This window comes from Kitasatospora sp. NPDC057500, from assembly GCF_042802195.1.
Lineage (GTDB): Bacteria > Actinomycetota > Actinomycetes > Streptomycetales > Streptomycetaceae > Kitasatospora.
Map to the genome: position 1 here is coordinate 1 of NZ_JBHVER010000012.1, position 12,816 is coordinate 12,816.

The following is a 12,816-nucleotide window of genomic DNA, read 5'->3' on the forward strand; positions in this document are numbered from 1 at the left end:
GGCTCCCAGTAGACGACTGGGTTGATAGGCCGGATATGGAAGCCCTGTGAGGGGTGGAGTTGACCGGTACTAATAGGCCGAGGGCTTGTCCTCAGTTGCTCGCGTCCACTGTGTTGTTCTGAAACAACGACCCCCGCCTTTTACGGGTGGGTGCGGTTGACAGTTTCATAGTGTTTCGGTGGTCATAGCGTGAGGGAAACGCCCGGTTACATTCCGAACCCGGAAGCTAAGCCTCACAGCGCCGATGGTACTGCAGGGGGGACCCTGTGGGAGAGTAGGACGCCGCCGAACAAATTTTGAGAAGAACCCCCGCCGGTATTCCGGCGGGGGTTCTTCGCGTTCACGGTTGACGTATCGTCAAAGCATGGACGATGGAACGGCAACAACGGGCGACGCGATCACGGTCCTCGCCTCCGACGTACTGCGGCCGGCACAGCGGGACGAGGCCCTGCGGGTCCTGGCGGACGCCCAGGCCGCGGACGGCCGGGAGGCCGTGTCCGAGCAGGGGCGCCTTCGCCTGCGCTCCTCGGAGACGGCGCGGACCGGGGTGACCCATTTCCTCGCAGCGACCGGCGCCGCCGGGACCGACACCGTCGGCTACGGCCAGCTGGAGGTCCCGGGGAGCGGTGACGCCAACCCGGCCGCCGAGCTCGTCGTGGCGCCGGCCGCCCGCGGGCGGGGCTTCGGGCGGCCCCTGGTGGACGCCGTGCTCGCCGAGGCCGGGCGGGCCGGCCGGCCGCACGTCGACTTCTGGGTGCACGGCGGACACCCGGCAGCCCGGCACCTGGCCGCGCGCTACGGGGCCGAGCTGGTCCGCGAGCTGCGGCAGATGCGCCGCACCGGGCCGCAGACCGAGGTCGTCCCGCTCCCGGACGGGATCGAGCTGCGGACGTTCCGGCCCGGTGCGGACGACGCGGAGTGGCTCCGGCTGAACGCCCTCGCCTTCGCCCACCACCCGGAGCAGGGCTCCTGGACCGAGCGTGACCTCGCCGACCGGCTGGCCGAGCCGTGGTTCGACCCGGCCGGCTTCTTCATCGCCACCCGGGACGGCAAGCCGGTCGGCTTCCACTGGACCAAGGTGCACCCGGCGACCGCGGCCGAGCCGGCGCTCGGCGAGGTGTACGTGGTGGGCGTCGATCCGGCGGAGCAGGGCAGCGGCCTCGGCCGGGCGCTGACCGCAGCCGGCCTGCGCCACCTGACGGGCGGTGACACCGCCGCCGGCGAGCGCGGTCTGGACACCGTTCTGCTGTACGTCGACGCGGACAATCCGGCGGCCGTCCGGGTGTACGAAAGGCTCGGATTCACCGTCCACGAAGTCGATCTGATGTATCGCGCGGACGTCGCGGGGAAGAATTCCCGGTAGCCGAGTCCCGGTGACCGAGGGTGACCATGAGAACAGCGCGCTCCGGCGCCGCCTAGCGGAGAAAACGGGGCCGGGGCAACGGGCGTGCGCCTGTCGCCCCGGCCCTGACCGCCTCAGCTTTCCTCCTGGCCATGCGGTGTTTACCGTGGATTCAATTAATGCCGCGAAGATCACAGGATGAAGTCCGTAGTGTCTCGCTCGTGCAGCATCGGTCGGCACGTGCCGACCGGTTCTGTGACGACCGCGCCGGGTGGTTGGGCGTTGGTGATGGGCGAGGGCGACGGCCCGAAAAGCATTTCGCGTCCGGACGCCGTCCTGCTGGAGGAGCTGGAGCCCATGAGCATCCCCCGCCCCGTCCCTGCCCCGCTGTCCCCGCCCGCGCGGATGTCCAGCGCGCTCGGGATACCGCCGGAGTTGACGGTCACCGATGAGCAGGACCTGGAGGAGCTGCCGCAGGGCCGCTTCCTGGACCGTGAGCGCAGCTGGCTGGCGTTCAACGAACGAGTGCTCGAACTGGCGGAGGATCCGGGGATACCACTCCTGGAACGCGCCAAGTTCCTGGCGATCTTCGCGAGCAACCTCGACGAGTTCTTCATGGTCCGGGTGGCCGGCCTCAAGCGGCGGATCGCCACCGGCGTCGCCCAGCGCAGCGCGTCCGGGCTCCAGCCGCGCGAGGTGCTGGACCTCATCTGGACCCGCTCGCGCGAGCTGATGGCCCGCCACGCCGCCGCCTTCCAGCAGGAGGTGCTGCCGGACCTCGCCGCCGAGGGGATCGAGGTGGTCCGCTGGTCCGAGCTGGCGGAGAAGGAGCAGGCACGGCTGCACACCCTGTTCCGGCAGAAGATCTTCCCGGTCCTCACCCCGCTGGCGGTGGACCCGGCGCACCCCTTCCCCTACATATCGGGACTCTCCCTCAACCTGGCGGTCGTGGTGCGCAACCCGGTCTCCGGGCACAAGCACTTCGCCAGGGTGAAGGTGCCGCAGTCGCTGGCGCGCTTCCTGGAGGCCTCCCCGCAGCGGTACGTGCCGCTGGAGGACGTCATGGGGGCGCACCTGGAGGAGCTCTTCCCGGGCATGGAGGTGCTCGCCCACCACGCCTTCCGGGTCACTCGCAACGAGGACCTGGAGGTGGAGGAGGACGACACCGAGAACATCCTCAAGGCCCTGGAGAAGGAGCTGATGCGGCGGCGCTTCGGCCCGCCGGTGCGGCTGGAGGTCGAGGAGTCGATCGACCCCTACATCCTGGACCTGCTGGTGCGGGAGCTGAACATCACCGAGGCGGAGGTCTTCCCGCTGCCCGGCCCGCTGGACCTCACGGGGCTGTTCGGCATCGCCGGGCTGGACCGGCCGGAGCTGAAGTACCCGAAGTTCGTGGCGGGCACCGCGCGCGGCCTGACCGACGTCGAGTCGGCGTCGCAGCCGGACATCTTCGCCGCGATGCGCGAGCGGGACGTGCTGCTGCACCACCCGTACGACAGCTTCTCCACCTCGGTGCAGGCCTTCCTGGAGCAGGCCGCGGCCGATCCGGACGTGCTGGCGATCAAGCAGACGCTGTATCGGACCTCGGGCGACTCGCCCATCGTGGACGCGCTGATCGACGCGGCGGAGTCCGGCAAGCAGGTGCTGGTGCTGGTCGAGATCAAGGCGCGCTTCGACGAGCAGGCCAACATCAAGTGGGCCCGCAAGCTGGAGGAGGCCGGCTGCCACGTGGTCTACGGCCTGGTCGGGCTGAAGACGCACTGCAAGCTGTCGCTGGTGGTCCGGCAGGAGGGTGACACCCTGCGCCGGTACTCGCACGTCGGCACCGGCAACTACCACCCGAAGACGGCCCGGCTGTACGAGGACCTCGGTCTGCTGACCTCGGACCCGCAGGTCGGCGCGGACCTCTCGGACCTCTTCAACCGGCTCTCCGGCTACTCGCGCCGCGAGTCCTACCGCCGGCTGCTGACCGCCCCGCGCGGACTGCGCGACGGCCTGGTGGCGCGGATCCACAACGAGATCGCCAACCACCGGGCCGGCCGTGCGGCGCACGTGAAGCTCAAGGTCAACTCGATCGTCGACGAGGCCGTGATCGACGCGCTGTACCGGGCCTCGCAGGCCGGGGTGCCGGTGGACGTGTGGGTGCGCGGAATCTGCGCGATCCGGCCGGGGGTGCCGGGGCTGAGCGAGAACATCCGGGTGCGCAGCATCCTGGGGCGCTTCCTGGAGCACTCGCGGATCTTCGTCTTCGGCAACAACGGCGATCCGGAGGTGTGGATCGGCAGCGCCGACATGATGCACCGCAACCTGGACCGCCGGATCGAGGCGCTGCTGCGGATCACCGACCCGGCGCACCGGGCCGAGCTGTCCGGGCTGCTCGACCTCGGGATGTCGGACGAGACGGAGTCCTGGCACCTGGGGGCGGAGGGGTCCTGGACCCGGCACGCCCAGGACGGCGAAGGCAAGCCGTTGCGCCACGTCCAGGACCTGCTCATCGACTCGCGTCAGCGCCGTCGGGCCGCCACCGCCCGATGACCGCCGGTCGCCGCCACGACCCCGCTGATGCCAGACGTGACGACGCCAGACGTGCCGACGTGAGCCGCGACGCCGCGCGGCGGGCCCGCACCGCACCGACCGGTGCGGGCCCCGCCGCCGGGGGACACGACGGGACGAGACTCGACGACGCGACCGCGCGACCCACCGACGCGAGCCGCTGAGCGGTAGGGACCCGCTGAGCGGTCGGCCACCAGCCCCGGGGACGGCCCCGGGGGAACGGGGATCTACCTAGCCATGACCGATGCGCCGATGACGGCCCAGGCGGCCTCCACCGCGACCGCCGGGGACATCCTCTCCAGCCATCTCACCGCCCTGGCGGGCGCGTTCCTGCGCGCTCTGCCGCTGGCGGTGGGCGAGGTCGGTGCGAGACCGGGTGCGTCCGTGGTCCCGTCGGCGGGTACGGCGGACCTGCTGCGGGCGGTGCGGCGGATCAGCGGGCTGCTGACCACCTTCTCCGCCTCGTTCGAGCCGGTCTGGGCGCAGGAGTCGCGGACCGAGCTGGCGTGGCTGTTGAACCTGCTGGCGCTGGAGCCGGGGTACGTGCGGCGGTCGGCCCGGCTGCTGGGGGCGCTGGACGGGCTGAGCGGCAGCGAGGCGGAGGGGCCGGGCATGCTGGCCGGCCACGCGGGGGCACCGAAGGCGCGGGCGCTGCTGGACCGGCAGCTGACCCTGGCCCGGACCAGGGCGCACTCGACGGTGCTGCAGGAGCTGCGTTCGGCCCGGCTGCACGCGCTGGCCGACCGGATGACGCTGCTGGTGGCGGAGGCGCCGCTGGCGGAGTCGGCGGACGGCCGGGCGGGGGCGGTGCTGGTGCCGCAGGCGGCGGCCGCGTTCGGGGCGCTGGCGGCGAGCGCCCAGCAGCTGCCGTTGCAACGGGCGTCGACGCCGTACGGCGGGGACGGGCTGCGTCGGCTGGGGGCGGTGCCGAGCGCGCGGGGCGCGCTGGACGCGGACGCGGCGCTGGCGGCGGACGACGCGCCGTGGCACCGGACGAGGGGGCTGGTGAAGCGGGCCCGGTACGCGCTGGAGGTGTGCGGGCGGCCGTCGGCGGTGCTGGACGAGCTGGACCGGGTGCTGCTGCGGCACCAGGAGGCGTCGGAGGCGGCGGTGACGGCGGCGACGGCGGCGCGCACGCCGCGGATCACCCCGGCGACGGCGTACGTGCTGGGCGTGGTGCACGCGGACCAGCGGCTGGAGGTGGAGGCGGCGCGGTACGCCTTCGGGCGGCGGTGGCCGGAGCTGCCGCCGGGTACGGAGGCGTGGCTGGAGCTGCCGCCGGCCGAGGGCTGGGGGGCGGCGGCGGAATCGCGGACGGTCTGAGGTGGGCGGGCGGCCGGTGCCGGAGGAGGGCCGGAGCGCGGGGGAGCGTCCGGTCGGCCGGGCGGGGTCCGACCGGACGGTGTACGGCGGGCCGGTGGTGCTGGCGGCGGGGGCGGTGCTCTGGCTGCCGGGGCGCCCGAAGAAGGGCGGTGGGCTGGGCCGGCCGCGGATCGCGGTGATCCACCGGCCGAAGTACGACGACTGGAGCCTGCCGAAGGGGAAGCTGCACCCCGGCGAGGACGTGGTCGGGGCGGCGCTGCGCGAGGTGCGGGAGGAGACGGGGTTCTGCTGCGTGCTGGGGCCCGAGCTGCCGACCCAGCACTACGTGGCGCAGGGCCGCCCGAAGGAGGTCCGGTACTGGGCGGCGGTGCCGACGGCGGGCGGGTTCCGGCCGAGCCGGGAGGTGGACCGCCTGGAGTGGCTGCCGGCCGGGAAGGCGCGGGCGCGGTTGAGCCGGGAGCAGGACCGGCTGCTGGTCGACGCGTTGCTCGAACTGCTGGGCGCCAGGCCAGTGCGGTTGCGGGGCCGGGAGACGTGAAGGAACAGTGGAAGTGATCTCCCTGCGCTCTTGCCGTGACGCAACCGTTACTACCTGACGTAGTTTCCTGTCATCCGTTCGAGGTTCACTCCCCGTTCACTTCCGACCGGCTGACGCGTCACCTACCCGGCCTAACTTCAGTAGCACCGGCGGGCCGAACGGGCCCCGGACCTCAGCAAAACCCGTGCTTCGCCCTGCTCTGCGGGGCTCGTGCCGGGCAATGCCACAGAAAGGGACACCCTGTGAAGCTCCAGCGGAACGGCCGCTCCAAGGCCCTCGCGATCGGTGCCATGGCGCTCGTTGGCTCGCTGTCGCTCGCCGCGTGCGGCTCGGACGATAACAACACCGACGCCGCCCCGGCGGGCTCCAGCGGCGCCGCGGCCCCCGCCGCGATCAACTGTGGCTCGAAGCCGACCGCGCTGGTCGCCGCGGGCTCCACCGCGCAGGGCAACGCGATCGACATCCTGAAGAACAACTTCGAGGCGGCCTGCAAGGGCGCCACCGTCAACTACGGTGGCGGCGGCTCCGGTGCCGGTGTCCAGCAGTTCAACCAGGGCAAGATCCAGTTCGCCGGCTCGGACTCGGCGCTGAAGCCGGCCGAGGTCGAGGCCAGCAAGGCCGCCTGCACCGGTGGCCAGGGCATCAACCTGCCGCTCGTCGCGGGCCTGATCTCGATCGTCTACAACGTGGACGGCGTGGACAACCTGGTCCTGGACGCCCCGACCATCGCGAAGATCTTCGACTCGCAGATCGTCAAGTGGAACGACCCGGCCATCGCCGCCCTGAACCCGGGCGCCAAGCTGCCGGACGCCGACATCCAGGCCTTCCACCGCACGGACGACTCGGGCACCACCGAGAACCTGACCAAGTACTTCGCCAAGACCTCGGGCGGCGCCTGGGCCTACCCGGCCAGCAAGGCCTGGGCGGGCAAGGGCGGCCAGGGCGCCAACGGCTCGGCCGGTGTCGCGGCCCAGGTGAAGCAGGTCAAGAACTCGATCAGCTACGCCGAGCTGTCCTTCGCCCAGACGAACAACCTGAAGAGCGCCGCCATCAACACCGGCGCCGCCAAGCCGGTCGAGGCCACCGCCGCCAACGCCGCCAACACCTTCGCCAAGGCGCAGATCGCCGGCACCAACAGCAGCGACCTCGCGCTGACCCTCGACTACGCGACCAAGGAAGAGGGCTCCTACCCGCTGGTCCTGGTCACCTACGAGATCGCCTGCGACAAGGGCAACAAGGCCGACACCCTCGACACCCTGAAGGCCTTCCTGGCGTACACCGCCAGCGACGCGGGCCAGAAGGCGATCGGCGACGCGGGCTACGTCCCGCTGCCGAAGTCGCTGACCGAGAAGGTGAACACCGTCATCGGCTCGCTCGCCTGACCCAGTAGGACCTCCGCTGGGGCGGCCCCGTGAACGAGGGGGGCCGGGGCCGCCCCAGCGGGAAGTACCGACGAGCAAAGCACCACGTCCGGGGCACCGCCGCCAGGGTGCCGCCCCCTCGGGGCAGCGGCACCACCAGACCGGAGTAGACCAATGACTTCATCCACCCCTGCCGCCCCGCGGGGCAGGGAACGCCGTCCGCGCGACAGCCGGGTCGGCGACAAGATCTTCATGAACCTGTCCCGCGGGTCGGGCATCCTGCTGCTGGTGGTCATGGCCGCCATCGCGGGCTTCCTGACCTGGCGCTCGGCCATCGCGCTGAGCAAGAACGAGGGCAACTTCCTCACCACCTTCGAGTGGACGCCGGACGCCCCGGAGCCGGTCTTCGGCATCGCCGTCCTGGCGTTCGGCACCATCGTCAGCGCGCTGATCGCGATGCTGATCGCCGTCCCGGTGGCCATCGGGATCGCGCTGTTCATCTCCCACTACGCGCCGCGCCGGATCGCCCAGCCGTTCGCCTACCTGGTGGACCTGCTGGCGGCCGTGCCCAGCATCATCTACGGCCTGTGGGGCGCGCTCTTCCTGGTGCCGCACCTCAGCGGCCTGAACAGCTGGCTGGACGAGTACCTCGGCTGGACGTACATCTTCGACCAGTCCCGCACCGGCACCACCCCGCGCAACCTGTTCACCGTCGGCATCCTGCTGGCGATCATGGTCCTGCCGATCATCACCGCGGTCAGCCGTGAGGTCTTCCGGCAGGTGCCGCGGATGCACGAGGAGGCGGCGCTCGCCCTCGGCGCGACCCGCTGGGAGATGATCCGCACCGCGGTGCTGCCGTTCGGCCGCCCCGGCATCATCTCGGCCTCGATGCTCGGCCTCGGCCGCGCGCTCGGCGAGACCATCGCGGTCGCCGTCGTGCTCTCCTCCAGCAACGTGCTCTCGCTGCACCTGCTGGACCCGGGCGGCGGCACCTTCGCGCAGAACATCGCGCTGAAGTTCAACGAGGCCCAGCCCTTCGGCCGGGACGCGCTGATGGCCTCCGGCCTCGTCCTGTTCGTGATCACCCTGCTGGTGAACGGTGCCGCGCGGCTGATCGTCGCCCGCCGCAAGGAGTACTCGGGGGCCAACGCATGAGCGCCGCTACGACCTCGGTTCCGGCGGACGCCCGCCCGGTGGGCCGTCCGCTGACCGCCAACCGGCTGCCGAAGTGGACCCCGGCCGCGGTGGCCGCCGGCTCCATCGTCCTCGGCGTCGGCATCGGCATGGTCGGCGGCCTGGAGAGCAAGCTCCAGTGGGGCCTGATCTCCGCGATCCTCTTCGTCGTCATCAGCTACGTGCTCTCGGCCCAGGTCGAGGGCCGCCGCCAGGCCAAGGACCGGCTCGCCACCTCGGTGGTCTGGGTCGCCTTCATCCTGGCCGTGGTGCCGCTGCTCTCGCTGACCGTCTACACGATCCAGCAGGGCGCGAGCGTCGTGGACGGCAACTTCCTCACGCACTCGATGATGGGCGTGCGGTCGGCCGGCCCCGGCGGCGGCATCTACCACGCGCTGATCGGCACCCTGGAGCAGGTCGGCCTGGCCACCCTGATGGCGGCCCCGATCGGTCTGCTGACCGCCGTCTACCTGGTCGAGTACGGCCGCGGCACGCTCGCCAAGGCGGTCACCTTCTTCGTCGACGTCATGACGGGTGTCCCGTCGATCGTCGCCGGTCTGTTCATCCTGTCCTTGTGGAACATCGCCCTCGGCTTCAACTACTCCGGCTTCTCGGGCAGCCTCGCGCTGGCGATCCTGATGATGCCGGTCGTGGTCCGCTCCACCGAGGAGATGCTCAAGCTCGTCCCGAACGAGCTCCGCGAGGCGTCGTACGCGCTCGGCGTGCCGAAGTGGAAGACCATCCTGCGGATCGTCCTCCCCACCGCCATCGGCGGCATCACCACCGGTGTGATGCTCGCGGTCGCCCGCATCACGGGTGAGACCGCCCCGGTGATGATGCTGGTCTTCGGCGCCGCCTACATCAACAACAACCCGTTCGACGGACCGCAGCAGTCGCTGCCGATGTACATCTGGCAGCAGTACGCCGTGGTGAACAACGACTACGGCTACGCCCGCGCCTGGGGTGCCGCGCTCGTGCTGATCGCCTTCGTGATGGGGCTCAACCTCATCGCCCGGGGCATCGCCCGCTGGCGCTCGCCCAAGGCCGGACACTGAGCGACCGACTGACGTACGACGAAGACTGAGAGAAGACGAACGATCATGGCCAAGCGCATCGACGTCAGCGGACTGTCCGCCTACTACGGCTCCACCAAGGCCATCGAGGACATCTCGATGTCCATCGAACCCCGCTCGGTGACGGCCTTCATCGGTCCCTCCGGCTGCGGCAAGTCCACCTTCCTGCGGACCCTCAACCGGATGCACGAGGTCATCCCGGGCGCCCGCGTCGAGGGCAAGGTGCTCCTGGACGACGAGAACCTGTACGGCTCCAGCGTCGACCCGGTCGCCGTCCGCCGCGCGGTCGGCATGGTCTTCCAGCGCCCCAACCCGTTCCCGACCATGTCGATCTACGACAACGTGGTCGCCGGCCTGAAGCTCGCGGGCGTTCGCAAGAAGTCCGTGCTGGACGGCGTGGTGGAGAAGTCGCTCAAGGGCGCCAACCTCTGGAACGAGGTCAAGGACCGGCTGAACAAGCCGGGCGCCGGCCTCTCCGGCGGTCAGCAGCAGCGTCTGTGCATCGCCCGTGCCATCGCGGTCGAGCCGCAGGTCCTGCTGATGGACGAGCCCTGCTCCGCCCTCGACCCGATCTCCACCCTCGCCATCGAGGACCTGATCGGCGAGCTGAAGTCCCAGTTCACCATCGTCATCGTGACGCACAACATGCAGCAGGCGGCCCGCGTCAGCGACCGCACCGCCTTCTTCAACCTGGCCGGCGTCGGCCAGCCGGGCAAGCTGATCGAGCTCGACGACACCCAGCGGATCTTCTCCAACCCGTCCGTGCAGGCGACCGAGGACTACATCTCCGGCCGCTTCGGGTGACCGGTCCGCCCGGTCCCCGGGCGGCGCTCCACAAGCTGCTCCGTGGTGCTGCATGGCGGTGCCGCCGCGGGGCATGAGAAGGGCCCGCCCCCCGAGATGTGGGGGGCGGGCCCTGTCGTGTCCGGCCCTGCCGCGGGCGGCCCTGTCGCCGGCGTGCCGTGCGGTCAGCCCCAGAACAGGTGGACGAACCAGTACATCAGCGCGGCGACGACGGCGGCCGCCGGCATGGTGATGAACCAGCCGAGCACGATGTTCTTGGCGACGCCCCAGCGCACCGCGCGGATCCGCTTGGTGGCGCCGGCGCCCATGATCGCCGAGGTGATCACATGGGTGGTGGAGATCGGCGCCTTGAAGACGAACGAAGTGATGTACATGACCGTCGAGGCCGTCGCCTCGGCGGCGAAGCCCTGCGGCGGGTCCAGCTCGATGATCTTCCGGCCCAGGGTCCGCATGATCCGCCAGCCGCCGGCGTAGGTGCCCAGCGAGAGCATCGTCGCGCAGGAGATCTTCACCCAGACCGGGATCGGGTCGCCCTGGGTCTGGTGGCCGGAGATGACCAGGGCCATCACCACGATGCCCATGGTCTTCTGCGCGTCCTGCAGGCCGTGCGCGAGCGCCATCGCGGCGGCCGAGGCCGTCTGGGCGACCCGGAAGTTGCGCTTGGCCCGGTGCGGGTTGGCCCGCCGGAAGAGCCAGAGGATCGCCAGCATCACCAGGAAGCCGCCGACCAGGCCGACCACGGGCGACACGATCATCGGGATGACGATCTTGTCGATGACGCCGCTCCAGATCACCTCGGTGCCGCCGGCCAGCGCCGCGCCCACCATGCCGCCGAACAGCGCGTGCGAGGAGGAGGACGGCAGACCGAAGTACCAGGTCACCAGGTTCCAGGCGATGGCGCCGACCAGCGCGGCGAACAGGATCGCCATGCCGCGGTCGCCGGTGGGGGTCTCGATGATGCCCTGCGAGACGGTGTGCGCCACCCCGCTGCCCAGGAAGGCGCCCGCCAGGTTCATCACCGCGGCCATCGCCAGGGCCGCCCGGGGCGTCAGCGCCCGGGTGGAGACCGAGGTCGCGATCGCGTTGGCCGAGTCGTGGAAGCCGTTGGTGTAGGTGAAGAAGAACGCGACACCGACGACGGCGATGAGTGCTGCCATGTCCACGGGGGTCAGGACTCCTTGACCGCGATGGTCTCCACCGTGTTGGCGACGTGCTCGAACGCGTCCGCGGCCTGTTCGAGGACGTCCACGACCTGCTTCAGCTTGAGCACCTCGATGGCCTCGTACTGGCCGGAGAAGAGGTGGGCGAGCAGCTTGCGGTGGATCTGGTCGGCCTGGTTCTCCAGCCGGTTGACCTCGATCCAGTACTCGGTCAGGTTGGACATGCTCCGCAGGTTCGGCATCGCCTCGGCGGTCAGCTCGGCGGCGCGGGCCAGGACCTCGATCTGCTGCTCGATGCCCTTCGGCAGGGTCTGGATGTCGTAGAGGACGACCAGGTCGACGGCCTCCTCCATGAAGTCCATGATGTCGTCCAGCGACGAGGCGAGGTTGTAGATGTCCTCGCGGTCGAAGGGCGTGATGAAGGACGAGTTCAGCTGGTGGAAGATCGCATGGGTGGTGTCGTCTCCGGCGTGCTCGGCGGCGCGCATGCGCTCGACGATCTCCGCGCGGGCCGACACGTCTGATCCCAGCAGTTCCAGCAGGAGCTTGGAGCCGACGACGAGGTTCTCCGCGGCTGCGGCGAACATGTCGTAGAAGCTCGTCTCCTTCGGGGTCAGGCTAAAACGCACGGAAATCTCCGATGTGCGGGGTAGGGGACTGAACGATGCTAGGTGCAACCGAGCGCCATCACGCAAATGGGGTGCTCGAAGAGGAGCCGGAACCTCCCCTTCCGTTCGGCTGCCGCAGCAGTGGATCCGATCCGCACCACAGGTGCGGGCATGAGCCCCCAGTCTGACGGAACCTCGCCCGGATTGCCCCTGCCGTGCGGCGGGAAGAGCGGGGTGTTCCCCGGACGGGGGAACCGCGCCGGACGCGTCCGCTCGCGGTCGGGCACGCCGGAGGAACACCACGAAGGGCCCCGGTGTTGGACACTGGAGGCCGACGCAGCCACCAGGCACTCAGACGAAGGCGGGCCGATGACCACCACGCAAGCGCGCACCGAGCCGGAGCAGGCGCCCGGGGCGGAACCGCACGGAGAGCACGTTGCACTCCCGAAGGCGCCGGACGCCGAGCCGGGCCACGGGGCCCACGGCGGCCACGGCCCGCACGGGTACAGCGCCCAGAAGGACGCGCACCTCAAGCGACTGCGCCGGATCGAGGGCCAGATCCGCGGCCTCCAGCGGATGGTCGACGAGGACGTCTACTGCATCGACGTGCTCACCCAGGTCTCGGCCAGCACCAAGGCGCTGCAGTCCTTCGCTCTCTCGCTGCTGGAGGAGCACCTGCGGCACTGCGTCGCGGCCGCGGCCGAGGAGGGCGGCACCGAGCTGGACGCCAAGGTCGCCGAGGCCACCGCGGCGATCGGCCGGCTGCTGCGCAGCTGACCCCGGTCTAGGCCCTCTCTTTCGGATCACGCCAGGCGGTCGCCGCCGGAGCACGCACCTCGCCGGCTTGTCGTCGGTCGCCGATGGCCCCCAGCCTGGCGGCC

Annotated in this window: 11 protein-coding genes and 2 rRNA genes; 11 read left to right on the forward strand and 2 right to left on the reverse strand. The window is 70.7% G+C overall.

The window, feature by feature from the left end; all coding sequences use genetic code 11:
* The 10 genes from ACFU74_RS04380 to pstB all read left to right on the forward strand — a co-directional run.
* Positions 1-93 (forward strand): 23S ribosomal RNA (locus ACFU74_RS04380); the annotation flags it as partial.
* Between the two features lie 81 nt (positions 94-174).
* Positions 175-291 (forward strand): 5S ribosomal RNA (rrf, locus tag ACFU74_RS04385).
* 73 nt (positions 292-364) lie between these two features.
* The gene (gene mshD, locus ACFU74_RS04390; protein ID WP_380751551.1) at positions 365-1,363 is read left to right on the forward strand and encodes a mycothiol synthase; all 999 of its coding nucleotides are present in this window, start codon (positions 365-367) and stop codon (positions 1,361-1,363) included.
* Between the two features lie 336 nt (positions 1,364-1,699).
* Positions 1,700-3,877: an RNA degradosome polyphosphate kinase gene (locus ACFU74_RS04395; RefSeq protein WP_380751553.1), complete on the forward strand. Its 2,178-nt coding sequence runs from the start codon at positions 1,700-1,702 to the stop codon at positions 3,875-3,877.
* Between the two features lie 255 nt (positions 3,878-4,132).
* Positions 4,133-5,218 carry a CHAD domain-containing protein gene (locus ACFU74_RS04400; RefSeq protein WP_380751555.1) on the forward strand — a complete coding sequence of 362 codons (1,086 nt, stop codon included), beginning with the start codon at positions 4,133-4,135 and terminating at the stop codon, positions 5,216-5,218.
* Positions 5,219-5,297: 79 nt separating this feature from the next.
* Entirely contained in the window at positions 5,298-5,756 is a 459-nt protein-coding gene (locus tag ACFU74_RS04405; RefSeq protein ID WP_380751734.1) for an NUDIX hydrolase, read from the forward strand.
* A 242-nt stretch (positions 5,757-5,998) separates the two neighbouring features.
* Entirely contained in the window at positions 5,999-7,138 is a 1,140-nt protein-coding gene (gene pstS, locus ACFU74_RS04410) for a phosphate ABC transporter substrate-binding protein PstS (protein ID WP_380751558.1), read from the forward strand.
* A 153-nt stretch (positions 7,139-7,291) separates the two neighbouring features.
* Positions 7,292-8,272 (forward strand): phosphate ABC transporter permease subunit PstC, encoded by a 981-nt coding sequence (pstC, locus tag ACFU74_RS04415; protein WP_380751560.1) that lies wholly within the window; start codon positions 7,292-7,294, stop codon positions 8,270-8,272.
* Positions 8,269-9,345, forward strand: coding sequence for a phosphate ABC transporter permease PstA (gene pstA / locus ACFU74_RS04420; RefSeq protein ID WP_380751562.1), 1,077 nt, complete (start codon positions 8,269-8,271; stop codon positions 9,343-9,345). The genes pstC and pstA overlap by 4 nt, the downstream gene beginning before the upstream one ends.
* Positions 9,346-9,390: 45 nt before the next feature.
* Entirely contained in the window at positions 9,391-10,167 is a 777-nt protein-coding gene (gene pstB / locus ACFU74_RS04425; protein WP_380751563.1) for a phosphate ABC transporter ATP-binding protein PstB, read from the forward strand.
* Between the two features lie 164 nt (positions 10,168-10,331).
* Here pstB and ACFU74_RS04430 read toward each other — a convergent pair whose 3' ends face one another.
* A complete protein-coding gene (locus tag ACFU74_RS04430) occupies positions 10,332-11,330 on the reverse strand; it encodes an anion permease (protein WP_380751565.1) in 999 nt (332 codons plus the stop codon).
* 5 nt (positions 11,331-11,335) lie between these two features.
* On the reverse strand, positions 11,336-11,956 hold the full coding sequence (locus tag ACFU74_RS04435) for a DUF47 domain-containing protein (protein ID WP_030312623.1): 621 nt from the start codon (positions 11,954-11,956) through the stop codon (positions 11,336-11,338).
* Positions 11,957-12,304: 348 nt separating this feature from the next.
* Between ACFU74_RS04435 and ACFU74_RS04440 the strand changes: the two genes are divergently transcribed.
* A complete protein-coding gene (locus tag ACFU74_RS04440) occupies positions 12,305-12,712 on the forward strand; it encodes a metal-sensitive transcriptional regulator (RefSeq protein WP_380751568.1) in 408 nt (135 codons plus the stop codon).
* Positions 12,713-12,816: the final 104 nt, after the last annotated feature.